General features: G+C 58.5%; 16 protein-coding genes. 1 reads left to right on the top strand and 15 read right to left on the bottom strand.

Going from position 1 to position 25,726, the window contains the following annotated elements; all coding sequences use genetic code 11:
- Nucleotides 1-34: 34 nt before the first annotated feature.
- The gene (locus tag ACQKLP_RS25825) at nucleotides 35-1,048 is read left to right on the top strand and encodes a radical SAM/SPASM domain-containing protein (protein ID WP_427326046.1); all 1,014 of its coding nucleotides are present in this window, start codon (nucleotides 35-37) and stop codon (nucleotides 1,046-1,048) included.
- 68 nt (nucleotides 1,049-1,116) lie between these two features.
- Here ACQKLP_RS25825 and ACQKLP_RS25820 read toward each other — a convergent pair whose 3' ends face one another.
- The 15 genes from ACQKLP_RS25820 to ACQKLP_RS25750 all read right to left on the bottom strand — a co-directional run bounded on the left by ACQKLP_RS25820 (nucleotide 1,117) and on the right by ACQKLP_RS25750 (nucleotide 25,718).
- Nucleotides 1,117-2,994: a M1 family metallopeptidase gene (locus ACQKLP_RS25820; protein WP_427326045.1), complete on the bottom strand. Its 1,878-nt coding sequence runs from the start codon at nucleotides 2,992-2,994 to the stop codon at nucleotides 1,117-1,119.
- Nucleotides 2,995-3,072: 78 nt separating this feature from the next.
- The gene (locus tag ACQKLP_RS25815; protein ID WP_427326043.1) at nucleotides 3,073-7,023 is read right to left on the bottom strand and encodes a DUF4157 domain-containing protein; all 3,951 of its coding nucleotides are present in this window, start codon (nucleotides 7,021-7,023) and stop codon (nucleotides 3,073-3,075) included.
- Nucleotides 7,024-7,028: 5 nt separating this feature from the next.
- On the bottom strand, nucleotides 7,029-7,703 hold the full coding sequence (locus ACQKLP_RS25810) for a chitosanase (RefSeq protein ID WP_427326041.1): 675 nt from the start codon (nucleotides 7,701-7,703) through the stop codon (nucleotides 7,029-7,031).
- An 18-nt stretch (nucleotides 7,704-7,721) separates the two neighbouring features.
- Nucleotides 7,722-9,086 carry an ATP-binding protein gene (locus ACQKLP_RS25805; protein ID WP_427326039.1) on the bottom strand — a complete coding sequence of 455 codons (1,365 nt, stop codon included), beginning with the start codon at nucleotides 9,084-9,086 and terminating at the stop codon, nucleotides 7,722-7,724.
- A complete protein-coding gene (locus ACQKLP_RS25800; RefSeq protein WP_427326037.1) occupies nucleotides 9,079-10,530 on the bottom strand; it encodes a DUF4157 domain-containing protein in 1,452 nt (483 codons plus the stop codon). The genes ACQKLP_RS25805 and ACQKLP_RS25800 overlap by 8 nt, the downstream gene beginning before the upstream one ends.
- Before the next feature lie 106 nt (nucleotides 10,531-10,636).
- Complete coding sequence (locus ACQKLP_RS25795; RefSeq protein ID WP_427326035.1) at nucleotides 10,637-12,973, bottom strand: vWA domain-containing protein; 2,337 nt, start codon at nucleotides 12,971-12,973, stop codon at nucleotides 10,637-10,639.
- Between the two features lie 23 nt (nucleotides 12,974-12,996).
- A complete protein-coding gene (locus ACQKLP_RS25790; RefSeq protein ID WP_427326033.1) occupies nucleotides 12,997-14,610 on the bottom strand; it encodes a contractile injection system tape measure protein in 1,614 nt (537 codons plus the stop codon).
- Complete coding sequence (locus tag ACQKLP_RS25785) at nucleotides 14,603-17,929, bottom strand: hypothetical protein (protein WP_427326031.1); 3,327 nt, start codon at nucleotides 17,927-17,929, stop codon at nucleotides 14,603-14,605. Before ACQKLP_RS25785 ends, ACQKLP_RS25790 begins: the two co-directional genes overlap by 8 nt.
- A gap of 6 nt (nucleotides 17,930-17,935) precedes the next feature.
- On the bottom strand, nucleotides 17,936-19,009 hold the full coding sequence (locus tag ACQKLP_RS25780) for a tail fiber domain-containing protein (RefSeq protein WP_427326029.1): 1,074 nt from the start codon (nucleotides 19,007-19,009) through the stop codon (nucleotides 17,936-17,938).
- 18 nt (nucleotides 19,010-19,027) lie between these two features.
- Entirely contained in the window at nucleotides 19,028-22,300 is a 3,273-nt protein-coding gene (locus ACQKLP_RS25775; RefSeq protein WP_427326027.1) for a baseplate J/gp47 family protein, read from the bottom strand.
- Between the two features lies 1 nt (nucleotide 22,301).
- Nucleotides 22,302-22,703 (bottom strand): GPW/gp25 family protein, encoded by a 402-nt coding sequence (locus tag ACQKLP_RS25770; protein WP_126247612.1) that lies wholly within the window; start codon nucleotides 22,701-22,703, stop codon nucleotides 22,302-22,304.
- 18 nt (nucleotides 22,704-22,721) lie between these two features.
- A complete protein-coding gene (locus tag ACQKLP_RS25765) occupies nucleotides 22,722-23,012 on the bottom strand; it encodes a PAAR domain-containing protein (protein WP_427326025.1) in 291 nt (96 codons plus the stop codon).
- 6 nt (nucleotides 23,013-23,018) lie between these two features.
- The gene (vgrG, locus tag ACQKLP_RS25760) at nucleotides 23,019-24,755 is read right to left on the bottom strand and encodes a type VI secretion system tip protein VgrG (protein WP_427326023.1); all 1,737 of its coding nucleotides are present in this window, start codon (nucleotides 24,753-24,755) and stop codon (nucleotides 23,019-23,021) included.
- Nucleotides 24,752-25,528 carry a hypothetical protein gene (locus ACQKLP_RS25755; RefSeq protein WP_341841301.1) on the bottom strand — a complete coding sequence of 259 codons (777 nt, stop codon included), beginning with the start codon at nucleotides 25,526-25,528 and terminating at the stop codon, nucleotides 24,752-24,754. The genes vgrG and ACQKLP_RS25755 overlap by 4 nt, the downstream gene beginning before the upstream one ends.
- Before the next feature lies 1 nt (nucleotide 25,529).
- Nucleotides 25,530-25,718 carry a DUF5908 family protein gene (locus tag ACQKLP_RS25750; protein ID WP_427326020.1) on the bottom strand — a complete coding sequence of 63 codons (189 nt, stop codon included), beginning with the start codon at nucleotides 25,716-25,718 and terminating at the stop codon, nucleotides 25,530-25,532.
- Nucleotides 25,719-25,726: the final 8 nt, after the last annotated feature.

Here is a 25,726-nt window from a genome sequence, read left to right as displayed (position 1 = left end):
GCGTGTGTTACTGGGAAACCAATTCGGAGAAACCATGTACATCTCGCTTCGCCAGCAATTCAAAAAATGGTTCTACCACGCGCCCGTGCTGTGGCCCTTCATCGAAACCCTCCAGGGCCTCGCCTACGTGGCAGACTATTTCTATTACTACCGCATGCCCGGCCATAAAAACCGCCTCAGCGTGCGGGAGATCAATATCGAGTTCGCCAGTCAATGCAACCTGCGCTGTTCCTTTTGTTCGCTCGATCATTTTAAGCCCAAACAGGCCATCAGCGCCGAAACCCTCGATTTGTTCTTTTCCCAGATGATGGCCGATAGCCGGTTCCGGAAAGTGGAAGTCATCAATCTCCACAACGGCGGGGAGATCCTCCTGCATCCCAAACGGCTGGAAATGCTGGCGGTCATCGGCAAATACAAACAGCAGGCCCGCGCCCTCCGCCTCCCCTTCCCCGAGATCCGCATGCTCACCAACGGCATGCTCCTGCGCGAAAAACTGGCGGAAGAAATCCTGCAACTCGGAGTGGTAGACGTGATCGGCCTCAGCTTCGACGGTGGAACGCCGGAAGCCTTCGAAACCATGCGCAAAAACGCCATCTGGCCCGTCTTCTTCCAAAACGTGAAAAACCTTCAGGCCGTCAACGCCCGCCTCGGCAAACCGGTCCGCCTGTACGGCATTACCTGCATCCCCGCCGGAAATCCACTCCACACCAAATGGATGCACCCCCAATTCCGGGAACTGTACGACGGGCTCGACTGGTTCGAACTGCGCCGCCTCCACAACTGGGCCGGCGAAATTTCGACGGTTTCCGTGCGCGAGAAACGCCATAAAATCGGTTGCAGCATGCTTATGAAACAAATGGTGCTCCTCCCCAACGGCGACATCACCGTTTGCTGCAGCGACCTCAACAGCAAAGGCGTGGTGGGCAACCTCCAACAACAAGACCTCGTTTCCATCCTCCACTCCGAAAACCGCAAACGCTACCTCAACCTCCTGCTGCGCCGCCGCAAATCGCAGCTGGACCTTTGCCGCGACTGCGAAACCTTTTAACCTGCAACTATATGCATAAAAAAAGGCTCCCGGTGCCGGGAGCCTTTCCTATATCTGGATAATTTCCTTTACCGGGAAACCGCTTTGTTGTTGCTCCGGTCGATATCCGCCAACCGCTGGCTGGGATCGATCTCCACGGATTGCAATTGCGACAGCGGGTGGTTCAGCTCCACGCGGTAGCTGGGCTGCGTCCATTTCCAGCCGTCGTGCACGATGCGCTGCACGCTTTCGTCTTCAGCGGGTTTGATGCCGAACATAAGCGTCAGCGGGATGTAATGCAGTTCCTTCCGGCCGTCTTTCATTTCCACCATCAGATCGATGGGCATGGGGAAATCGCCGGCGTTGCGGATCACGACGATGGTTTTACCGTTGGATTCGTATACACTGTCCAGCGCATAATTGATATGGCGGGTGGTGTTCATCATGTATTGCAGGTACCAATCCAGCTGCAGCCCGCTTTCCTTTTCCATCACGCGCACGAAATCCTTCGCGTTGGGATGCTTGAAGCGCCAGTCGCGGTAATAGCGGTGCAGGCCCGCGTCGCGGTTGGCCGCGCCGATCACGTAGCCCAGCTGCTCGAGGAACACCGCGCCCTTGGAATAGGAGCTGATGCTGTAGCCGAAGTTGGTGTTATAATGATCGGAATGCGTGCTGATCGGCTCCTCGAAGCCGCGGCGCACCAGCATGAAATAGTTGTTGTAGCTGCCTTCGTGGTGCCATTTCCCTTTCAGCGAATCGATCGTTTCGCCGATGGTATTGTCTTCCGCGAAAGTGGTGAAACCTTCGTCCATCCATGGGTACAGGCTCTCGTTGGTGGCCAGCATACCCTGGTACCAGGAGTGCATCCATTCGTGGATGGCCACGCCGTACAGTCCGTCGATCTTGCCGTTGCCCATGATGAGCGTGGCCATGGGATATTCCATGCCGCCGTCACCGCCCTGGATGAAGGAATATTGGTCCCAGGCGTATTCGCCGTAATGCTTTTTGATGTAGGCGTAGGCAGTGGGGATCATCTCCGCCAGCTTCGGCCAGGTTTCGCGGGTGGTTTCGTTTTCGAGGTAGAAGAAGTGGGCGGTGAAGTTATCCACTTTTTTACTGATGTGCTTGTATTCCGGATCGGCCGCCCAGACGAAATCGTGCACGTTTGGCGCGATGAAGTGCCAGGTGAGCGTGTTTCCGGAAGGGCGCGTTACTTTCGTGCCCGGCGTTTCATAACCGTACCCGATCGAATTGGGGTTCTGGAGGTAACCGGTACCTGCCAGCACGAATTTCCTGTCGATAGAGATCTTCACATCATAATCGCCCCAAACCCCGTAAAATTCCCGGGCGATGTACGGCGTGGGATGCCAGCCTTCATAATCGTATTCGCACATTTTCGGGTACCACTGGGCCATTGAATAATCTACGCCTTCCTTGTTGTTCCGGCCGCTGCGGCGGATCTGAACAGGCACCTGCGCCTCGAACTCCATGTCGAAAGTAACGGTGCTGTGCGGGAGGATGGGCTTGTCCAGCTGCACCACGAGGATCGTTTCTTCCGTTTTCCAGGACTGCTGGCGGCCGTCCATTTTGAGCGACAATACTTTCTGGTAGCCGATCTCGTCGGGAGTGAGCCTGGAAATGCGGTCGGTAACGCGGGCGTCCCAGTCGTGGCGGTTATTGCCCTGGGCATCTTTGCCTACGATTTTCTTGCCCAGCTCCTGGCTGCGCTGGTCCATCATGCTGCCGGGCTGGAACGCGTTCCAGTACAGGTGATAAAACACGCGGAAAAGGGTGTCGGGAGAATTGTTGGTGTATGCCAATTGCTGTTTGCCGGTAAAGCGATGCGACTTTACGTCCATCGCGATATCCATTTTGTATTTTACGCGCTGCTGCCAACGGTCGGTTTGCGCGTTGGCGGCGGCGGTGCCCAGCAAAAACAAGACAACCGGGCCAATTAATCTTTTCATGTCGACTAGATTGGTAAAGGGGCGAAAATAGGGAAAATTCGGGGTTGGGCTCACAGAATTGGGATGCGCGGAAAATGATTATTTATCGAATTCCTTGAAGCGCCAGAAAAGGAAGACCCCGGTGAGGTTGGTCTGCGTGCCGGCCTTTTCGCCGGAGAACATGAAGTATGCGGGTTTCTCGGCTTTGCCTTCCGTGGTGATCGTTACCCGGATGAAGCTCTCGGGCCCCTTGCCGGAGGGGTCCTGCATCCAGTCCCTGATATCGTCGAGCACCCAGCAGTTGGAAACATCGACCACTACTTTCGACTGAACGCCTTCGTACAGCAGGTCTGCCACTTTCGCCGCTCCGCCCATCCGCGAACCGGCGTCGGTTTTCATGAGCAGCAGGGCGCCGTAGCTGCGTTGCAGGAAGCGCGCGCCGCCGTTGGGAACGGCGTCCCAGTTGACGGTGTTCAGCTCCTTGCGGATCTCATCGTCTGAAGGGTACGTTTTCGCCATGGCGTCCTGTACTTCCTTGATTTTGTAGAAGTTCTCGATTTCCTTGAGCAGTTTCGCTTTTGCTTTTTCGGCTTTTTCCGAAGCTTCGAGGGCTTTGGCGTTTTTGTACACCTGGTCTTTTTCGAGGCCTTTCTTTTCGTAGACTTTCTGGGTGGTGCCGGGCCCGGCGATGCCGTCCGCATATTCGCCCATGGATTCCTGGAGGTCGTACACGGCGTTGGCGAATTCTTCGGAAGATGCGTCGGTGGCGCCGGGCTGGAAGAGCTCCGGTTTCCAGCCGATGGCTTTTTCGTACCGGGGGTTGGTGCGCTTGGCTTTGTCGTGGTCGATCTTGCGGCTTACGGCTTTGAAGGCCTTGTCGAAATCGATCTGTCCGGAAGCCGTTTCCTTACCGGTTTCCAGGAGGCGTTTCAGTTCTTCGGGTTTCTTCCCCGATTTCTTCAGCGCGTCTACCATGGATTTGAAGTCTTCTTCCGTCATGGCTTTATCGCCTTTTTTGAAGACTTTGTTCAGGTCGGCGAGGATTTCGTCTTTATGTTCGGCTTCCCATTCCTTGCGGGCTTTTGCCACGGCGGGATCGTTGGGATTGATCTTGTCGAGCCCCGCGCCAATGGCCCCCATTCCGCCGCCACTGCCTTTCTTCATCCTTTGACAGCCTTCCGCTTCCGCGAGGTACGGTTTGAGCGGCGTGCCCTCCAGCAGGTCGATCATGAAATTATGCAGCTTTTCGCCTACGATGGCGTCCATCAGCGCCTGTGCCGCGGGCCGGGCGATGTTCGTCTCGAAATAATCGGTCCTCGACAGTAAACTCAAGCCCGCCGAAATGCCCAATTGCGCCACCAATCCCCAAAGGCAACCCAGTGCGGGGGGCGCTCCGCAAGACATGATCTGTACCCCCAACCTTACGGCGATTTCCACCTTGTCCAGGATTTCGCGCCATTGCTGGATGGTTTCCATGGCATCGGTGAACATTTTTATCTCCTCTTCGTGCTTCTCCACCTCCTTGTCGAACATTTCCTTGAAACCCATTACCTCGCAGCATTGCGGGCGCAACTCCTTCAGGATTTCGTCCGCTTTTTCCTCCAGCCCCTTTTCGTATTTCTTCACGATCACGCCCAGGATGCCGTTCATGCATTTCACGAAGCCCTCGAACGCGATGCTGACCATGTCCTGGAATATTTTCACCGCGAGGCGGATAATGACCTTGGTGGCTACTTTCTTCCATCCGTCGAACACGCCGGAACCGGATTTCAGCGTTTCGGCCTTTTGCTTGTGCTTGCGGAATTTGTCGCGCACTTTTTCGAATAGCGCCTCTACCCTATCGAACGTTTTGGAGAATTTAAACCGCAATGCACCGAAAATCCGCCCCCGTAATCCGCTCCAGAAGCGGATGTCTTTCACCTGCTTCAGCTTTTTGGCCTGGTCGGCAGACGATGTGATCTTCAGTTCCTTGTCTACTTTCCCCCGTTTGAAAACCCCTTTGGCCTGTTCTTTCAGGAATTTCTTCGGTTTCTCCACGCCCGCATGCCCGCCGGCCCAGGATTTGCGCTTCTCTTCCCATTTCTTGTGCGCGGCATCCCAGTCCGTTTTTTCGTCTTTCTTCTGGATGCGCTTTGTGCCTAGCACGGGGTTCATGTCGGGTTTCTTCTTGCGGAGGTCTTTCAACAGCGGGTCGAGCTGCTTGAGCTGGTTTTCGATATGTTCGGGATATTTCGGCGGAGCGTAAGGGTCGTTGATAAGGAAGTATACGGCGATGCCGTGGCCTACATTATAAATCCAGACACGCTGTTTGGTATCTTTTTTCAGGATGGCGTCCTTTCCGTACTGGTTGTATTGCGAATCGAATTTTTTGTAGTTGATGGCATCGGGGATGAGCGGGTCCAGGTCCAGCACGTGGCCGCTGATCTTGGCGGGCGCCTTGCTGCCGGTTTTACCGGGGCGGTTCGTGTCTTTGTAAACTTGCTTCACGAATTCCTGGAACCCTTCGATGTAGTGGCTTTGCTGGTTGTACGCACCACTGAGCGTGCCGGCCGATCCGGGAAAATCGAACAGGAACAGCGGCTTGATCTCCCCGATCCAGAAGTTATCCGGAAAGTTGGGAGACCAGTCCCAGGTATCGGTTTTAGCGGTGTATTTCGGTCCGCGCTTAATGGCGTTGGCATTCTGTTTCATGGCATTGGCGCGCACGCCCGACTGCATGAACCCTTTGTAGGTGTAATCCACATCGTCCTTATCGCCGCCCGCGCCGCGGATCTCGGCCTGAACGGCGGAAACCACGTGCCCGTCGGCCTTATACAAATCCGCGAAGCCGGCGTTGTTGATCTTGGCGCCGTGGCGTGTGGCGCCGGGAATGCCGGCTTCGGTGATGAGGTTTTTGTCTTTCCCCCGCATGCCGGCCTGTATGTTATGATGCGCCCAGTTCCCGATCTTCACTTCTTCTGCGCGCTGGACCTTCGGTTGGATGGGCGCTGCGCCGGTTTGCTGGACAACGTGCGTCAGTTCGTGCGCCAGCAGTCTTTTCCCGGCGTCTGATCTGCCGTCGAATTTATTCTGGTTGAAATAGATGTCTGATCCGTGGGTGAAGGCCTGCGCATTGATGCTCGCGGCCATTCCTGCGGCTTTGGCGCCCTGGTGCACGCGCACATGACTGAAGTCCTGCGCAAACCGGCCTTCCATGTTGGCGCGCACATCGGCCGGCAGCGGATGCCCGCCGCCTTTGCTGGCGCCCAAGGCCGATTCGAACCCTGAGCTGGCGGGCCCTGCGCCGCCAGGCGCGGCTTTGGGGCTCACGGTACCGCCCGCGTCCCCGCCGCCCGTTTCCTCCGGCTGCGCTTCTTCTCCTATCGTTTCGGTTTCGGCCTCCTCGTCGTTTTCCTCTTTCGTCGCCTCCCCGATCTTGCATTCGTCGCAATCCCGCTCGATGACGTTCCTGCCCGTTACGCTGCTGTAGGGCGAGCGTTGCACCATTTCCTCCTTTTCACAGGTTTCGCATTTCCGCTGCACCGGCCTGTCGTCCTGCGCCTCGCAAAGCGCGCACTTCCGTTGCACCAGGTCCGTCAAACCGCCTGCGTATGCCGACCGCTGCACTTTGTCTTCCGGTCCGCATTGTTCGCATTTCCGCTGGACGGGCGATTCCCCTTCCATATCGCATTGCGCACATTTCCGTTGCACCCCTTCCGCCGGAGCGCCCGCATACGTCGACCGCTGTACCATATCTTCGGCATCGCAGGCCGCGCAAGACCGTTGCACGGCCATCGCCGGTGCGCCGGCATAATCCCGCTGTGCGAAGGCACCTGCGCCACCGGGCATTTCCGGCGGGGCAGACGGGTCGGGCGATCGCATGACCACATCGGCCACGGCATCGGCTTCCCGCTCGTGCGGATCGTCTGGCGGGCTCACTTCCAGCTTCGCCTGCACGGGCATGCCGCCGAAGAACGGACGCTCTTCGTGGCCGGTGCTTTCCGCGCGTTCCTGCGCAGGCTGGTTACCGGGATGTACTTGCCCGATATGCGGTGCGGGGTTGGAATGCATGTTGATTACGGGATCGTTACGCCTTGCGTTTTAACCGGCTGATCGAGCATCCAGTTGCCTTTGTTCATTTCGTTCAGGAAAGTCTTGGTACGGTACACCGTGGGCCGCAACACCTTTTTCGGATGCGTGGCCAGCCAGTGCTGCCGCGTTTGGGTATAGGCGGATGTCCATGCTTTTTCATCGCCGCCGCGCAGGGGCGTCCGCTCCGCGAACCGTGCGCGCAGGAATCCCGGAACGGTGCCGGAATGGATGAAACTATCGTAAATCACCAGCAAGCTCAAGGGCAATGCAAATTGTTCGGCGAGGAAAAAGTGCATGGCCGGGGCGAAATACAGGATCTCGAAAGTTTCGTCCTGCGCCTGGCGCATCAGCGGATCTTGCTGGGCGCTCACTTTCAGGAGGCGCTTAAATTCCTTGTCGTCTACCAGCGGCACGATACCGATTTTCGGCAGGTACTGCCGGAAGGCGTCCGCGAACATGCCGTTCAGGTCTATGTACCGCCCGATGAGATTGCGGAGATTCCCCTGCTCGGTGGTCTGGCTGCGGCCATAGGTGATCTGGCGCGAGCCGTGCCGCCCGTCAGGGAAAATGGAGATCGCGTCGTATTCGCCTTCGGCCGATCCCGTTTCGAACACGTTGACGATGGCAATGATCTTCTGTTTGATAGCTGGAGTAATCATGATGAAATTATTGATGGGTTATTTTCCTTCTTTTTCCAGTTCGCGCTTCACGCCGCGCAATACGTCCGCATGCGCGATCTGGGGGCTCCCCCGGTCCAGCGCCTGTAAACACACGTATTGTACTACATTCAGTATATGCGACCCCGTTAGCTCGAACTGCTCCGCGATCGCTTTAAGGTCCACGTCTTTCTGGAGCTTCGCCGCTGCCGGGAACGCTTTCTTCCACAACAGCAACCGGTCTTCCGCCCGAGGCGGCGGGAAATAAATGATGGAATTGAACCGGCGGATGAACGCGTCGTCCATATTGTTCTTGAAGTTGGACGCCAGGATCGTGAGGCCGGCGTGACTTTCGATCCGCTGCAACAAATACGACACTTCCTGGTTGGCGTATTTGTCGTGCGCATCTCTGACGCCGGTCCGCTTGCCGAACAGCGCGTCAGCTTCGTCGAAAAACAGGATCCACGATTTATCCTCCGCCTTGTCGAACAACGCGGAAAGGTTCTTTTCCGTTTCACCGATGTATTTGGATACTACCGACGACAGGTCTACCCGGTACACGTCGCGCCCCGTGTATTTGCCGAGGAGCGTGGCGGTGAGGGTTTTGCCCGTTCCAGGCGGACCGTAAAACAAGGCCCTGTATCCGGGTTTCAGTTTCCTGCCCATGTTCCACTCCTGCATCAGCGCGCCCTGGTGCGTGATCCAGCTTTCCAGTTCGCGGATCTGGGAGCGCACGCCGTCGGGCAGCACGAGATCGTCCCACTCCAGCAGCGTTTCGATGTATTCTGCGGGGAATTGCATGCTGAGTTTCGGGCGGGCGATGTGGCCTGTCATGAACACTTCCGCATATTCCGGATCGGCCATGAGGCGGCCGCTGAGCGCGGGTTCCCCGGCGCGGACGGGCTCCAGCGACAGAATCCGGCTCCTGAACAGATAGCTGCCATCCCCGAAAAGCGGCAGCAGCCTGAGCCGTAGCCCGGCGTCGTTGCCGGCGAGGAGGAACATGGCCGTTTCACCGGTCGGTAAAGTACCGCGGTGATGATTGCCTTTCATGCCGCCGAATTCCGGGAATTCGCCGCCCTGCGGGAGGTACGATTGCACGATGTTATCGAAGAAACCCGCTACCACGCCGGGCGCCAGGGCACAGGCGAGCAGCAGCAGTTCTTCGGAAGCCAGTTCCGCGTGGCGGACGTACCGGGCAAATGAGCTGTCGTCGCTTTCCGCGGGCACGGGCGCATCGGGGCGGGCGAAGGGGGTTTGGCGGAAGTGGGCTTCCAGCCGTGCGATGGTAAAGGCTTTGAGGAATCCGAGGGTATGAACGAGGAAGGGTTCCTGCAGGCCGTTGCCGGAAGCGCGCGGGGGTTTTATGTTGGATGTTTTAAGCATATGCGGTTCCTCCGTCTTCTGATGGGTTTGCGGGCCGTTCCGGGAAATCGCCGGGTTCCCGCTGTGGTGTGGGGAAATCGCCCAGTTCTACCTTGCAGAGCTCGATGCCCGGGTCGTCGTAAATAACGGATACGTTGGATTGAGGGATGCGCAGCATGATGGCCACCTGTTCGCGGAATAAATTGAAATGTCGCAGGCGGGCCGCTTCCGCGGGATTGTTCATGATGCCGCCCCCTACGTCGCGGAAGCCTCTGCGGCCGCCGGTGGCGTAGTTCGTGCCGTTGGTGGTAAAATATTCTTCGGGATTGCCGATCATGTGACCGAATTCGTGGGTGATGTCTGTCCTGTCTGCCGTTCCCCAATCCGTCATGCTCGACGTTCCACCCACGCCAGCCCGCCCGCCGGTGGTGCCGCCGGCGCCTTGCGGGTTGATGGAATAATGTGCGTCGGCCGCTCTCCGCTGCCATTGAATATCCACATGAATGGGCATTTTGCAGGGGCCGAGCCTTGGCTGCACGGGCTGTATCCGCAGGTACATATGGTTGCTCCACCTGCTCTCGATCGCCGCGGCCCAGGCTCTTTGTACGGCAGGCGTGGCCGTGGAATGGAGGCGCATGATGAGATTGGCCCGTCCGCGCAGCGCGTCCAGCACAATGTTGAATCTCGATGTCCAGTTGAAAGTACCGTTCCAGGCGGCGTAAGCAGCGGGCGCACCGGAAATGGTTTCCGTCCGTGCTTCAGACACCTCGCGCGATTGCCGCAGGCGGAACGGCCATTGGTAGCGTTGGATCTTTTTACGCGCCAATGTGCCGCGCTGCTGTACCACGTGCGTGAGCTCGTGCGCCAGCAATTGGCGGCCGGCATGGCTGTGGGGTGCATATTCCCCGTCGTTGAAGAAAATATCGTTGCCGGTCGTAAAGGCCCTGGCGCTGAGGTTCCTGCTGAGCTGGCCGGCGTCGCCGCCGGTATGCACGCGCACATTCCCGAAATCGCTGCCGAAGCGGCTTTCCATGAACCCGCGCGTTTCGGCGGGCATGGGCTGTCCGCCCCCGCGCATGCCATTGATGGCGCTTTCCGTTCCCGCGCCCACGGCGGGCGCCGGCGTATCTCCGGAACGGTGGGCCTCTTCTTCCCCTTCGCAAGCCGCGCATTTGCGTTGTGCTGCGGGCGCTGTTACCGGCGTGATCCGCTCTGCCAGGGGCATACGGTGTAACTTTTCGTCTTCCTGCTCGCAGGCGGCGCATTTCCGCTGCACGGGAACGCCGGCCCCGCCGAAAGTGGCCTGGGGCGAGGGCATCCGCATCACATGGTCGGCCATCGCGTCTGCCTCTTTCTCATGTGCGTCTCCCGGCTCGTTCACGGCGAGCTTAGCCTGGAAGAACGGCATCCCGCGCGGAGCGGCGGCATGAGCGGCCGCCGGGGTCGCGCTTCTTTCCTTTTTCATCCGGATGCATTTTAAGTTTCATCAAAAGCCGCACGCCACATGGGCGCGCGGCTTCATGAGTCCTCCTGTGATAAAAGGGCGCCGGCATATCCGCCAGCCTTCCCTCCTATTTTTTCTTTCTGCGCAGCAGCAGGAACAGGATGATGATGATCAGCAGCAACAGCAGCCAGATCAGCCACTGCGGCAGCCCCATCACCGATCCCGGCTCCTTGCCCGCGTTTTCGAGCTTGCCGGTATAGATTTCGTGGCCTGCCACAACGAGTTTCGTTTCCTCTTCGATCTTTCCACCGAAGGTGATCGTATAACTACCGTCCTGATGGTCTACCACGCTTTGAATGGTAATATTGGGATTGGTTACGGAGAAAGCGCTTCCCATGGCCGGGCCCAGATACATTCCGTAGCTCGTGATCGGCCGGAAAGTCATCACCAGCGTACCATTTACAATTTGCGTCACCACGTTGGACGCTGCCATGTCCACATCCCCGAAGGCCACATACACCGCTTCGGTGAACGTGCGCTCCAGTTTGCCCATGGCAGGCGTTTCCGCCGTTACGAAATACACGATCTGGTACACGCCGGAAACTTTCAGGCTGTCGAAAGTACCTTCATATTTACCGTCGGCCACATGGCTGAGGGTTACGATATTGCTGTTGCCATTGAACTGGGCGCGGAAGGCGGAATCCTTCATCAGCTCTTCCCATTTCTGCACGCCGGGCGAAGTGGAATCCGCCGCGTTGGGTTTGATGATGAGCGCATTGCGGGCCAGCACGTCTCCCACGTCTTTTCCAGGCTCGATCACCGCTGCTTTAACGATGGCGCCGGTCAGCGGGATCTGCAGGCGCGTGAGGTTTACGGTCAGCTTCAGGGGGTTCTTCACGCGGGGGGCTTTGGGAGCGAAGGAGCTGGTCATATCCACATAATGGTCGTCTGCCACTACGTTGAGGCCCAGGCGAAGGGATTTCGGAACGTTGGCCGCAGCATGGGTAGCCGCCACACCGATCACCGGCTCGAAATAAGCTACTTCCCAATCCCCGCCGGAAGTCAGCGTATCTTCATTCGCGCCGAAATCGAACACGAGCAGGAAATTGCGGGTAGCATTGCCCACATAGCTCAGCCGGGCTTTCTGCGCGACGTTCAAACCATTTTTCTTTACTTCGATCAGCTGGCGGAGATAAGGCAGCTGGGTGGAAGAGAATTGCATATTCCCGGTGAATTCCAGTACCAGTTTGGGCACATCCTTGTTCAGCGAGAATTTCGCCAGTTCGGTACGCCCGGCGCTGGACACGAATTTCACGGAAGAGGTCACCAGCTGTGGACTGAATTCGGACAGCATGTTGATAAACTGCTGCGTGAAGCCGCTGCCCATGCTGAGGGAACCATCGTCGTCGCCGCCGGGCTGCGGTGTATAATCCATACCATTCAGGGTGGTATTATACTTCCCGCGGTTGTTATTCGCCAGGTTCATGAGTACGGTGTGGTATTCGCCGGCGGGACTGCCGATACCGATCGTGGCGATCTTGATGCCGCCCGCCCCACCCGGGAACGGCGGCTGGCCTTCAATGCCGTTCCCTTCCGTCAACACATACGGATGGATGTTCTGCTCTCCGTCCGTAAACAGCAAAATACCACGGGCACGTTGAGGCGTATTGAGTTTCCCCACGGCTTCCTTCATGCCCAGGCCTATCGCCGTCATATCGGCGGGGTTTACGGTCGCAAGCTCACCGGTCACGATAGCGGGGAGCGTTCCGTCCACGTTTTTCAGGACGCCGCAGCAGGGAGAAACCGGCGATACGTCGGTATGGAAATACACGATCCCCAGGCGGCTGCCGGGGATGGCGTGCTCCTTGTACATATTGGAGAAATTGGACACGGCGTCTTTCAACGCCTGCCAGCGCGAGGGCGAAGTGGGCTCGCCACTCGTTCTCGAAGTCATACTGCCGGAACGGTCGAGCACGAGCACGAGGTCGAGCGGATACACGGCTTCGAAAATCACTTTGATCTGCGCGGAATTGACGGCGATGTCCGCAGAAGGATTGTCGACATCCCGCACGCGGATATTGATTTCCCAGGCACCTGCCACGAGCGGCGTTCCTTCTACCGACATAACGCCGGTCGCAGGCGTTGTGGCACCTTCATCCGCCGGAAACTTGCCTTTCCAGCCGTCTTTCTTGAAACCGAATTCCCCGGGATCAGGACCGGAAAGGCCCGGAGGCGCCGGGTCCTGGATCGTCCATTGCACCTGGCCCAACGCACCGCCTACACCGATGGTGATAGACATGGGCGGAATGGGATCGCCGACTTTCACCGCCGGTAAATGGATCGTCTGCGACGACCCGATGTTGACGGTGTACTGGCTAAAAACCAGGCTGGGGAAAATGAGCAGCAGCAAAAAACCGAAAAGATTCCTGCCACGCTTCCAAACAATGTAATTGGGAGTCTTCATGATATGTGTGTTTTAAAAAATTTTCATATCCAGTTTACCGCCAGCAGCTGCTCCATCCACGTCAGCCGTACCATCGAGCAACTCCATGGCAGCCGGTTGATCAGCACGTCCTGCGCACGTTTCTCCATTTCAAGCTGCAAGCCGTCGGATGCGGTCCGCAACATGCCGGGGCGTTGCAGGAAGCCTTCGCGCAAGCCGTCGCGGCCCGTGTTTTTCAGGGCGCTCCAATGGCTGAGCACGGCGTCGAGCAGTTCGTTGCAGGCGTCCAGCATGGCGGTGGTGGCGGGGGCGATGGCCTCGAGGGGCTCTTCCGGCGCCATACCTGCCAGCACCTTATGGAAAACCAGCCGGTACTCGGGAAGGTCGGCGTCGTTGTCTGAAAGGTAACCGAGCAGGCGAACGGCAGTCTGCCGGCCGCCCGGCGCCCAGTCCTTGCCTTCGCGGCAACCGGTGCTGGCAAAGAGTTCCGACAGGAAAGGATGCAGCAGCACCAGGCCGGCGGCTTCTACGTATAGGCCTTCCGGTCCGGATGTTATATTCGGTTTGGTAATTTCTTTTGATGATGGGGTCTTTCGGGGCCTGGAGTCAATCTCAGGTTCCGCTGTCTTTTCTCCGGAGATGGGTGCGCGCCATTCCGGAGCAACTTCGTTTTCGGCCGTAAACCATTTTGATGTAAGGAAAGCTTGCAGTGACGGGCGTTTCACCTCCCGGGCTTTATCTGATAAAAGGTTGTGCAGGCTTTCCGGGGTTTGATGTTGGGGGAAGATCCATTCCCATTGGCTTTGGCTGATCCCGGACGTGGAGGGCAACTGCAGTACGAGCGCCCAGTATCGTTGGCGGAACGCAGGGAAGAATCCGGGGAACCCCTGCGCGGCGGTACCCAGCAATTCCCATTCGGCCTGCAATTCCGCGATATCCCATCCTTTCTCTTCAGCTATCCGCAACAGCGCCGTGTCTTCCAAAGACCGTATGCAGCGGATGCATTCCGCGGAGATGTAAATATTACCGGGGATGGATGTTGCATTTTCCATCTCCCTTCCATCTGCTATTGCGTGCCGTATTTTCCGTATATCCGATCCCGTTAATTGCTGCTGGAATAATTTGCCAAAAGCGTCTTTTCCTTCTTCTGCGTACCACCACGGCAAACGGCCTTCTGCCAGGAAAAAGAGGAATGCGGCGAGCGGTGCTTCTTTCCCGTCCAGCAAAGCGGGCGGCAATTCGCGGAGAAGTTCGTTTGCAGTGTGATTTTTTCCGTTTGATATAGGATTTGCCGCGGAAATGGTATTATTTTTTCCGGACGGCCGGGAGGATGATTTTGCGGTGGAAGCGAGATCCCCCCGCGCGGAGGCCTCCTGTCGTTTCATCCGCAAACCCTCTGCCAGCCGATCCCGCAGCCGCTCACCGGCCTCCTTCCTGAAAGCTTCCTTTCCACCGAAAACACCCAAATCGATTTCCAGCCGGTCGATCACCAGGTGAACCCCGCTTTTGTCTGCCTCCCGGAAACATGCTTCCAGCACAGGCAACAGGAGATCGCGGTGGAAATCCGCGGTAGCACGGTCCCATTCCCAGGCAGGTTGCCCCGTCTGCGCCGTCAGCTCAAACAGCTGGCGATGGATCATATGACGGAGGTCATTCATTTTCAGCAGCGGCGGTTATATCATTCAAAACAGCCACCAGCGCATCGCGCGGCGCCTGCAACTGTGCTACGTCCGTTTCATCGGTCAGCCACGCGTTCTGCCAGGCCAGCCAGGCCGTTTCAAAGCGCGTGAAACCCGGAGCGCCGGCCGGAGCGCCCGGCAGTTCACGGTCGACCCAGTAAATCCGCGGCAGCACATGCGCCGGACAAGCCGTCCGCACCTGCTTTTCCGCGAACCGGCGGAATTCGGGATCGCGGTATTTCGCCGGCATGATCTCCTGCAAAGGCCCGCCGTTGAAATCGTTGGCGAAACCAGACGGGAAAACCACGCTCACCTGGAAGGAATAGGGATCTCCCGCATCGGGGATCACCAGTTCCGGCGCAGGTGCATCGCCCGGCGCGAGCAACAGGTGCTCGGTCAGGTAAAGCCCTTCGCCGCTGAACAACCGGTTCAGCATCGTCCAGATCTCCCGCAGGCGTGCCTTTGCGGCGTCCATCGTCGGTAAGGCAGTGCCAGACGACGCCAGTACCGTATCGGCAGATTGCATCAATTGTACATGGAACGCGTTCCCCGCCGGAACGATGCGGTAGTTCTCCAGCTTCAATCCCTTTTTCAATGCCAGCCGGATGCCGCCTTCCGCTGCGGCCACCGCCGCGGGATCGTTGGCGCCGGTATATACACCTTCACTCACGAGTAAAACCGTTCCTGCATGAACAGCTGCCGAAAACAGCCGGAATTTCTTTTGAATGGGCGGCGGCTCGTCGAACACTTCGAAATAGTCCATGAAAGGCGCCAGCAGCGGCCTTTTCTCCTGCACCACGATTTCCAGCAAATGGCTCAGTTTCCTTTCCAGCGGCGAAAGCGCGTACCGTTGCCAGTGGCCGCGGATGGCCGCGGTGATGGCTGCGATGTCTGCATTGGCCGTAGGCACGTCGGGATACTGCGCCACGGAGCGCCCGTAGGGCGGCGCATCGGGATGTTCGCGCAACTGCAGGTGGAACGGCGCGGCGCCGGGCCGGGGTGCAAACCCTTCGCTGTAGCGCGCCAGGCTCATTGCGGCGGCCGCCTGCATGAGGGCTTTCATCGCCGTTTCGCGGGCGTGGGCGGAGCTCGGCTCCTCTTCAGCCGTATATCCGCGCAGCAACGGTTGCCCCGCGGCATTGAGGACCGTCCAGTTGTATTGCCCGGCAGATAACGTAATGTCTACCAGCGAATCCTGCATCCAGACCGGGTTCCCGAAAGATTGCGCCCGGTGCCGGCTCAACACGGGCAACGCGTAATAAAAAGCGGATTTCTCCCGGATGAGCTGCAACGACGCCTTTTCCATCTGCGCCTGCTGATGCGCCAGCAGATCTCCCAGCAACAAAGGCGTAGCCTCGTCTGGCTGCAACGCGTCGTGGAACGCGAAGCTGGAAGTATCGTTCATATTCTCCCCGAACGCAGCCAGCAGGTGATTCAACACCCGGTTCCTCCGTTGCTGGAACTGGACGGGCGTTTCCGCCGCCGTTTGCAATGCTTGATGATAACCGTCTCCCAGGATCAGCTGCGCCTGCGGTAATTGCGGCAGCGCCTGGTTGAAAATGGTACGGTCGATGTCGGGACTGGCGGAGAAGAAAGAATTCAGGTTGGCGAGCTGACTGGTCAATCCCGCCGTCAGCTGCTCGAAAAACAACATATAGCCCTGCAACTGCAGCGCCTGCGCCTTTCGCAGGGTAGTCGCAGAATCGGGAAGGCCGGCGGAGCCCACGCCATACACCAGCGGCAGATCTTCCTGGATGGGGTAATAATCCTTCACGGGAATATTTTCACCGGCAGGCAGGGCCAGGTCGTCGCCCGTACCCAGACTGCCGTTCAGCCAATCGTCTTTCAATTGTTCCACGCGGGCCAGCACCTGTGCCCAGTCGTACGGAACGGGAATCCCGTTCCGGAATAAGGTAATGCGTGATTTGGAATAGCTCAGATGCGGGATGTGTTGCTGGCTGTTGGCGAGGCACAGGGTGTCCCGGGCGGTTTCGGTGACGATGCGGTTGTCTATGTACAAAGACATGCCAAGACTGAGCACCGACACGATCCTCCGTTCGTTCACGTTCTCGCGGACGTTCACGTCTTCGTTACCGGCATTGCGGTGGCGGAGGATGATGCGCAGGATGTCGGAGCTGAACAGGCGTTCCGGGAGGTTCGTGGCTACGAGCGTTGCATCCGGAAGAAATCCCCCGTGCAGCGGCGGCCCTTCAAACAGCTCGTCTACCGGAACATCGGCCCCCATTTCCGAAATCCCCTTGATCACGGCCACAGGCGTAATATGCTGGTCGATGTTGAACAGGATCGATGCGATCAGTTCTTCCGGCGCCACGCCTGCATTGATCTCGATCCCCGCCGCTATGGCCACTTCCTGCAGCCGGACGGGCTTGAAGGTGGCGAAGCGCTCGCAAAGGTTCCGGTATCCGCGCATGTAGACTTCCACGCAGCGGACGGCCGTAGATGCGGCGATCACCCAGCGGTTGTATTGCTTGAGGAGCGATTGGTCGGCCGGGGAATTGTCGCCCAGCGTGGAAATATGCGTTTGCAGCGCCTGCAGCACTTTCGGGACCTGTTGCAACGGGTCCGCCAGCGGCGTATTGATCTGCACCACCACTACCAGTTCCGTCACCGAAGCGGCGGGCGGCTGGTAATTGACGTTGATGCGTGCGAGGTAGGAAGTGGAATTCTCGATCAGCGCCCAGTTCGCCCCCCCGCCCAAATCCTGGAACGCGACGGTTTGCAGCTGGATGTCGGTGCTGAACGGCCGTACGGCCGCTTCGTCCCAGAACGGCAGCGCCACGTCTATCGAAACATTCACGATCTGCGGCGGATCGGGCGGTGTGCTCACGTCTACGTTCAGCTGCACGTTGAAGGTATTGGTATTGAGCTGCTTGTCTTCGAATTCGAGGAGCACTTTCAACAATCCCCCCAGCGCAGCATCCACCGGAAAAACCCACGCGTTCCGCACCAGCGGGTGATCGATGAGGGTTTTGCGGAAATCGTTGATGGTGAGCGGCGCCATGGGCAATACCACGCCCGGGGTGGGACTTTCCTGTTCCTTCCCGCTGGCATCGCTCACCAGTAGGTCGCGCATGGGGATGCCCGCTTTGAGCCCCACTTCGGTGAGGGCGTAGCAGCAGGCCTCCAGCAGCGTGATGCCGGGATCGCTGAGGTTGTGGTTCGTCCAGCTGGCGCCGGCTGCAGCCTGCAGCACTTTCAGCCCTTCCGCCCGCAACAGGTTGAAATCCTGTCCTTTCATGGGCGGCGCACCGGCCGGTATTTGCGTGATCGGTTCCATGATGTGTTATTTTCCTTCGAGCGCGCTTAATCTTTTTTCCAGTTCCTGCACGCGGTTGGTCAGTTCCTGGATGGCGTTTACCATGACGAATGTCAGCGGACTGGCATTGAACATCACGACATCGTCTTCCTTGCCCGTGGCTTCATCGATCGCTTTGCCGGTAGAAACCATGTAGGGAAAGATTTCGCGGATTTCCTGCCCGATGATGCCGAATTCTTCATGGTCTGTGGAAGTATTGTATTTGCCGTTGTAGCGGTAACGGACGGTGCGTACCTTCATCAGCTTCTCCAGGCCATCTTCGAGGTTGCGGATATCCTGCTTGGCGCGGAAGTCCGACAGATCGGCCCAGGTGCCGCCGCCGCGGGTTTTGGCGGCATGGCCGGAAACCTGCAGCATGTGGTTGTTGCCGTTCACATCGTTCATGATGGAGCCGGGCAGCAATGCATTGGTGTTCACGAGCACCGCGCCGCTGGTATGGAGCGTCATCCGGTTGGAAAGGCGGCTGTGGGTGAAGGAAATGTTCTGGGTAGAAGGCGCGTTGATAGACACGTCGCCGTTCGGGCCCTGGCGGAGGGCGTAGTTGTTGGCCTGTCCAACGTGAGTGGCATGGCCGAACACCGCGAAATCCGTAAAGCCGGAAGCTCCGTTGGCAACGGCCGCATTCCCGAACTTGGCCATGTCGACGGCCGTGGGGGCAACGGTGTTGAACCGCACTTCGAGGCGCGAGGTGGGCGCAACGTTGCCGACGTTGATGCCCACATTACCGGCGCTGTAGCCGACGTTCGGGGTGTTGTTGATCTGTTGGAACACCTCGTTGCCGCCACTGATGGCGCCCCAGGTTGCGCCGTCGTGCACCTGCACCTGGCCGCTGTTGAAACGCAGCGTGCCGGCTTTGCCCTGTGCCGTGTCTGCGAGGTTGATGCCGCCGGGAATGTTGAGGTTGTGGGTGAGCGCGTCTACCGTCACCGCATCGTCCGTTTTGCAGACGAAGGAGTCGATCAGGTCTTCGAAGTCTTTACCGGTCGGGCGCTCGCCGTCCCGGAACTCCTGTTTCAAATGGGCTTTGCTACGTTCTGCCATGATGCAAGTTTTTTAGGATTAAGAAAAAATGATGAAATCGAGCCCGATGACCATTTGCCCGATGCCATCCTGCAATCCGCTGCAGGTAATGGCTCCGTCGGGCAGCGCCATGATGCGGTGACTGCCGTTGGAAACCAGGATGGCATCCGGCCGGGTAGCTGAAGCAACGTCTACCGGTTCCCCGATCACGAAGTCGACGCCGATGGCCTTTCCTGCGATGGTATTGTCTTCCGAAGATGCGATCGCCGGTTCGGGCGTGATCCCCACGATGAAATCCGTCCCGATCTTCATATCACCGATCCCTCCGCCCAGTTCCGTATCATGGCGGTGGTAAAGGGCGAAATCGACGATGTAATTCACGTAATCGCGCCCTTCGATGAACGACTGTATCTCCGATGCATGCAGTTTGCCGCCGAAAACGATGTCTTGCCCTTCGTCGTACGCCCATGGACTGAGGAAGCGTTTCAGATCTTCCTCCAGCACCTGGCCGTAATATCCGGGATCGAATCCGGGGTTGAAGCTGACCTGGCAATCGATCAGCAGGGTTTCGTATGTCGGGTTGTCGATTTGCAGATTGACGAACGGCGAAGTGAACGCCCCTTTGAGAAAATCCCCCATTTCGCGCAGCTGGTGCAAATTCGCTTTTGGCTGCAAGGGGTCGCCGGTCGGGCGTTTCCGCCAGTCCGGCACCACCACCATCCGCACCTGTCCGGGTTCCATCCAGCCATCGCGCGTGTTGTGCGGGATGCATTTCACTTTGTAGATGCCGGGGAAATATTCCAGCAGCATCCGTTCGAAATCTTCGGTAGACACGGCCCTGTTCTTATGCCGCAACCGTTCGCTCACACGGCGGTAGAACGAAGTATCCGATTCCTGGCTTTGCCCGTCGAACGAAGCGAAAGGCTGCGTCACTTTCTTCAGCGACGGAATTTTCCGTACCAGTTTGCTGATGGAGCCCGCTGCCAGGGGCGCCGCCAGATGGTTTTCGAACCCGCCGCTGCCCGTTTCCGGCAACAGCAGGGTGGCAGTGGCTGCCTGCGTGAAAATGTCTTTTACAGACGCCGCCCCGCCTGGATTATCGTCTACATGCAGCCGCAGCCAGCGCATGCCCGAAGGCATCCTGCTGTGTTCCAGGCTGGCGTCCGCGCCGATGTTCAGGCGGATGATGCCGGGGCGCTGCAGCCCGTTGGTGCTTTCTTCGAGAATATCGGTCCCCGTGATGGCCCGCCACTCGCTGCCGGAAAGGTAGCTCCAGTGCAAATCGGCGCTGCGCAACAGGGTATCGCTTTCGAGGCTGCCTTCTTCGATCTGGAGGAGCAGCGAAACGGTCTGCGGCGCTTCCGCGCCTTCGAGGCCCAGGTACAGCGCGCCGCCGCCGGGATGCTCGGGCAATATGCCTGAAGACTTATGGGCTGCGGGTTCCGCCGGGCCAAACAGGTCTTGCAGAAAGAACTGGTCGATGCCGTTGGGCTCGCCGGGCAGGAAAGTATCTTTCGCCGTATAATCCATCGCCACACTTTTGAGCATGGGGTTATAGGGCGTTTTGGGCAACGGCGGAGGCGTGCCGCTGGTCATTTTGCTGATCGCGATGACCGTTTTCGTATATACGACAGGGTAAGTTTTATGTCCGAACGCTTCGAAAGGCTCTTCCGCCGGCATGTTGTCCAGCTCGGCGGCGGTCGGCGTTACGAGCGACAGGCGGACGAATCCCTGGTTCACATCGTGGGTGAAGCCGTCGCCCAACGCCAGCGAGGGATTGCGGCGATAGGGCTGGGCGGCGGTCTGTGCTGTGAAAGTACTTTCGATGACGGTGATGGGCGCGGGCGCGAGGGGGTTGTTGCCCACGAACAGCAGCGCCTTGTTCAGCAACCGGATGTCCCAGTTGCGGTTGTTCAGCAGGTGAACATCCGCCCGGAACACGCCGTTCTGCACATTATCGTTCCCATAACCTTCGTAGTATTCGCTGAAATCGGCCGGCGGGTCCTGCCATTCCAGCGTCAGTTTCATCGACGTCAATGTTTTGCTGAACGCTTCCTGGCTGCCCACGTAAAATGCCGAACCGATGCGCGGCAAGCTGGTAAACGGCGAAACGGGTTTATCGGCCGCCTGCAGCGCCTGGTCGTTTTGGAGCACCAGTTTCTTCATGCCCTGCGCGCCGACGTCGAGCGTCACGTCTATCAGCGTATAGGCGCTCAGTTGCTCGATGAGGAAGCTCTGGGGCTCGAGGCCCACTTTCATGACGGGCCATTGCGTGCGGAAGGCGCCTTTATGCACCGCTTCCTTATACGCGGTGATGGCAGGCAGCTCCACGGGAATGGTCACCGTCACTTCCAGCGTAGCTTCATTGTCTGCGTCCGGTTGCTGCAGGCCTTTCGGTTTGAGCATGGCGTTGTAGGCGAAGCCTGTCTCCATCCAACCCTTTTCCGTGCTCAGCGCCACTTTCAGGTGTGGTGTAATGATAACGGCGGTGGTGATGACAGGGGCTTTCATCCGAACGGTCATCTTAACCGTCCGCAGCCCTTCGGAAAGCAGGAGGTTCGGCGAAGCTGCAGCCCATCCGATGGTAGCGGTTTCCATCCGCCCGCTGTCTTCCGGGATGGGCAACTGCCGGGCGCCGAGCGGCCGCCACGCGGTGCGGGTGCCGATGCGTACGGTGGATGCGTCCATCGAACGGAACAGGATGCTTTTGCCGTTGGTATTGAAATCGCGGTAGCTGTTGCGGAGGCCGCTGATTTTCGCTTGAGTGACCACCAGGTCGCTGTCGAGCGCGTAGTGGAGGGGTTTTCCGTTCTGTGCCTTGCCGCCGTCGAGTTCCGTGCCGGCTTTCAGGAGGAGGGGCTTCGCAAATTTCGACGGTTCGAACAATACATGCACTTTATCGGGCCGGGCGGAAGTACGGCGCAGGCGCAGCACTTCTTCGTAGTAATAATCGAGTCGTTTTTTGGTCAGCTGGTTGATATCTGAACGAACGATGGAGAACGCCCTGAAATAAGCCATGAGCAAGGCCAGGTGGGGCGAAAGGTTCCCCGGGCCGGCGAGCATCGCCTGCAATTCGGATTCGCTGGCGCCGCTGATCTGTTCGAAAAACGCCTGCCAGTCGCCCTGCGGATGCCGCTGTTCGTCGTAATACCGCACCTGTGCCGCCATTTTGTGGATGAACGCAGCGAGGTCGCCCAGGCTGCGGCCGTCTACCGGAAGCGCGGCGGGGTCAAGGGCGGGCTGCGAGCGGCCGGGCTGGTTCAGGCCGTCGGCCGACAGCAGGTACTGCAAGATATGTGCGGAAGCGCTCATGTTATTTTTCGGTTAGATAGAACGGGTAAACAAGGTTGTGGCGCGCATTGGTGCTTCTGATCGTGTAATCGACGATGATGATCACTTTCCCCGCTTCTGCGGGGTCTTGCTGCAACACTACTTTATTGAGCTGGATGCGTGGTTCGTACACGATCAATGCGGTTTCGATTTCCGACTGGATGGCCGTAGCCGTGGTGGTGCCGAGGGATTCGAAGATCCAGCGGTCCCTTTTCCAGCCGAAAGAGGGTTGCATCACCCGTTCCCCCAATTCGGTGGAGAGCACGATCGAGATGCAGCTTTCGATGTCGGCTTCGGCATCGAGCATTTTTACCGACTTGTCCTGTTTGGAGAAACTGGGCGGGAAGCTCCAGCCTCTTCCGAGAAATGCGTTTTCCTGGGGCATAACAAATCTTTTTAATCGTTAACCGCCGATCATGACGGTAGGGCATCCGATGGCGATGGAACCGCCGTGCGCCGTGCTGTCTCCCATCCGCGCCGCGGGCATTCCGCCGATCATGACGGTGGCGGAGCCTTTCACCACGGAATCCGGCGGACCGGTACACGTGCACATATCGCCCACGCGCAGGGCAGGCATCCCGCCGATCATCACGGTAGCGCCGCCGGGGGGCAGCGCGGGGCCGCCCACATGCGGCACCGTTCCTGTTACCATGGGGCAAATGTGCATATCGCCCACTCTTGCTGCCATTGCCATAATCGGTCAGTTTATTTGTACCATCGTCCCTTTGATCACGGTATTGGCGCTGGAGCTGATCTCCATCCCTGCCGAGCCTTCCGCCTTGAACTGCGTGCCGGCCTTGGCTTCAAACCCCGTGGAGCTTTCCAGCTTGATGCTGCCGGAAGCTTTCATCACCAGGTCTTTCGCGCTTTCGATCGTGATCCCGTCCTGGGACAGTACGATTTTGTTATCGTTTTTATCCTTTATCGTGACCTCGCCAGCGTCTTCGTCGAGCGACACCAGGTGCCCGCCGGGCGTATCGATGACGAGGGTCTTTTTATCGTCGTTGAAAAGGATGCGCATACCGCTGCGGGTAAACAATCCTTTTTCGTGGTTGTCGTCTTTGGGTTCCAGCGGTGCTGCTTTGGCGCTGCTGTGCAGGCCGCCGAGCACTACGGGATAACGGGGATCGTCGTCCAGGAAGCCCACCAGCACTTCGTCTTCCAGTTCGGGGAGGAAGCAGGTGCCGCGGTCGCTGCCGGCGTCGAGTGTGCAAACGCGGGCCCAGACGCCGTCGTCGCCCGTGTCTACGGAGGGTATTTGCAGCAGGATGCGTCCTTCGCCGTCCGGGTCGCCTTCCAGGGCTTTGACGATGGCGGTGTGCAGGCCATTGATCCCGGGCAGCAGCGCACCCGCGGGCTTTGCCTGCACAGGGAATTTCTCCGCGTGCTTTTCGGGTTGCATGCCCAATTGCAGCTCCACGGTCCAGTTCCCTGCGGCGATTTCGTGCCGGACGCCGCTCACCCAGGCCATTCCGTTCATCCGCGTGCCCATTCCTTCGAGGGCCACGGTGATGCCGGGCACGGCGGAAGAAAACCCCTGCACCTGGGCCCTTCCGCAGAGGAAGGCCATCCGGCTGCGAAGCGCGGCGGCATCGGCCCATTGCTGTACTTCTTCTTCCTTCAGTCCTGCCGGCTGGCGCAGCGTCACGAGCGGCAGGCCCATGTCGGCAGCTGCCAGGTCGCCGGGCGTCGTCCATTCCGGTTCGGTCGATTCGGCTTCCAGCAAGGCCTGCTGCGCGGGGTCCCAGCTTTGGGCCTTCACGCTGCCGTATTGCAGGTAACCGTCTATTTCGCCGTCGAATTCCAGGAGGTTGGTGCCGAAACGTAAGGTGGCGACGCCTTCCGCTTCCACGGCGGGCTTTATAATGTCGATCTTGTCGAGGTTGGCCACCGCAACGAACCCCAGCGCATCGAGCCGGGTGATGAGGAAATCCCAGTCGGTGGCGTTGTATTGCACCATTTCGGCGTGCGTGACGGGCGTGTCTTCGATCTGGCCGGTCAGTTCCTGCGCGTCGAGGATGGTGGCGGCGATCTCGCTGTCTTTCTGGTCTTTGAACAGTGCCGATTTCCGGCCGATGGCGAGCAGCGAGCTTTTGTGCCGGCACTCCACCTGCAATTCGGACGAGTGCTGGCGCAGGCGCAGGGAATGCGAAGCCACGAGGCCGGTGAAAATGATCTCTTCCAGGCCGTGGTAGCCGGCCGTAATTTCTATTTCGTTGCCGGGAAGGAAGAGTTCCCCGGCGCTGACGGGCCAGTCTGCCAACGCCGCGTCGCCGTCAGACACAACCAATGTTGCGCCGGCGATGCGGTTCGCCTCGTTCCAAACCGTGATGGAAAGGATAGGGATATCCCCCGTCACCAGTTCGCCGTTCACCGTTACGGTAAACGTTACCAGGCTTGTTTCCTGTTCGATCGGCAGTAACGTCTCGTCACTCATTTTCCATCTTTTTTAACAGGAGGAAAGAATATCTCGGAACCTTCCTTCAACCTGCGGAAATTGTACATTTTATTCGCCCGCGCCACTTCGATGTAAGTATCCGGCGTTCCGTAAATGTCCTGGCACAGCAGCTGGATATTGTCACCGGCGATCACCTGGCGAACGTGCGTGAGGTCTGGCGAGCTTTTCACTTCCTTCTTCTCCCGCAACATATCCTCGATCGATCCTTCAAAACCAGCGCGGGCTTCGGCGCGCAACGGCGTACCGTCGGGCTTGAAGAGTTTGTAGGTGATGGACAGCGTGCTCAAAACACCCGTGAACACGAGCTTTCCCCAATTCAGCTGTACGCGCCGCGGCCGGTGCTCCTTTCCTTCGAAGAGATACACCACTTTGGCAAACTTCTGCAGCTCGGTCATCACGTCGTATTCATCGCCGCCGGCGATGAGGTCTGCGATGGCACCGGCGATGGGCACATTGTCCAGCGGACCGGCCGGTTTCGGCACCACGCCCGTGCCGTCGAACAGGAACGTGAATTCCAGCCCGGGCGGCGAGGTGTGCGTGTACCGGGCTACCGATCCGGAGTTGCCGGGTGCGGGGCGGCGGTTGTAATTGACGCGGTAATTGATCGCGTAATTGTCCGGGTTTACCTGCACCATGTACTTGTCGCCGTCGGCATCGCTGAGAACGGGTGTGTCCTTGGCTTTCGTGGTGGGCTTGAAAGCGCGGATGATCATTTTCTCCAGCTTTCCGCCGCCAAATACGGATTCGAGCATGTTAACGTTCTTTTTGTTTCTTCAATAATCGCATGACCTCTTCGGTGCATGCCGCTATGATCTGCTGGATATCGGGCTGCGACGATGATGTGGTGCTTCCGCCAGACGATGTTCCCGCAGGGCCGGATGGTCCTGGTTGGGGTTCTTCGACCCTGGCGCGGATCACGAGTTCGCGGATTTCGATGGGCATACGCGGTG

Source organism: Chitinophaga sp. NPDC101104 (assembly GCF_050277495.1).
Taxonomy (GTDB): Bacteria; Bacteroidota; Bacteroidia; order Chitinophagales; family Chitinophagaceae; genus Chitinophaga.
This window is presented reverse-complemented; position numbering and strand designations above follow the sequence as displayed.

Excerpts from the sequence above, each read along its gene's own strand:
- ACQKLP_RS25795 (WP_427326035.1), bottom strand. The coding sequence starts at position 12,973 with ATGAAGACTCCCAATTACATTGTTTGGAAGCGTGGCAGGAATCTTTTC.
- vgrG (WP_427326023.1), bottom strand. The coding sequence starts at position 24,755 with ATGAGTGACGAGACGTTACTGCCGATCGAACAGGAAACAAGCCTGGTA.
- ACQKLP_RS25765 (WP_427326025.1), bottom strand. The coding sequence starts at position 23,012 with ATGGCAATGGCAGCAAGAGTGGGCGATATGCACATTTGCCCCATGGTA.
- ACQKLP_RS25815 (WP_427326043.1), bottom strand. The coding sequence starts at position 7,023 with ATGCATTCCAACCCCGCACCGCATATCGGGCAAGTACATCCCGGTAAC.
- ACQKLP_RS25775 (WP_427326027.1), bottom strand. The coding sequence starts at position 22,300 with ATGAGCGCTTCCGCACATATCTTGCAGTACCTGCTGTCGGCCGACGGC.
- ACQKLP_RS25800 (WP_427326037.1), bottom strand. The coding sequence starts at position 10,530 with ATGAAAAAGGAAAGAAGCGCGACCCCGGCGGCCGCTCATGCCGCCGCT.
- ACQKLP_RS25780 (WP_427326029.1), bottom strand. The coding sequence starts at position 19,009 with ATGGCAGAACGTAGCAAAGCCCATTTGAAACAGGAGTTCCGGGACGGC.
- ACQKLP_RS25755 (WP_341841301.1), bottom strand. The coding sequence starts at position 25,528 with ATGCTCGAATCCGTATTTGGCGGCGGAAAGCTGGAGAAAATGATCATC.
- ACQKLP_RS25785 (WP_427326031.1), bottom strand. The coding sequence starts at position 17,929 with ATGGAACCGATCACGCAAATACCGGCCGGTGCGCCGCCCATGAAAGGA.
- ACQKLP_RS25805 (WP_427326039.1), bottom strand. The coding sequence starts at position 9,086 with ATGCTTAAAACATCCAACATAAAACCCCCGCGCGCTTCCGGCAACGGC.
- ACQKLP_RS25825 (WP_427326046.1), top strand. The coding sequence starts at position 35 with ATGTACATCTCGCTTCGCCAGCAATTCAAAAAATGGTTCTACCACGCG.
- ACQKLP_RS25810 (WP_427326041.1), bottom strand. The coding sequence starts at position 7,703 with ATGATTACTCCAGCTATCAAACAGAAGATCATTGCCATCGTCAACGTG.
- ACQKLP_RS25770 (WP_126247612.1), bottom strand. The coding sequence starts at position 22,703 with ATGCCCCAGGAAAACGCATTTCTCGGAAGAGGCTGGAGCTTCCCGCCC.
- ACQKLP_RS25750 (WP_427326020.1), bottom strand. The coding sequence starts at position 25,718 with ATGCCCATCGAAATCCGCGAACTCGTGATCCGCGCCAGGGTCGAAGAA.
- ACQKLP_RS25790 (WP_427326033.1), bottom strand. The coding sequence starts at position 14,610 with ATGAATGACCTCCGTCATATGATCCATCGCCAGCTGTTTGAGCTGACG.
- ACQKLP_RS25820 (WP_427326045.1), bottom strand. The coding sequence starts at position 2,994 with ATGAAAAGATTAATTGGCCCGGTTGTCTTGTTTTTGCTGGGCACCGCC.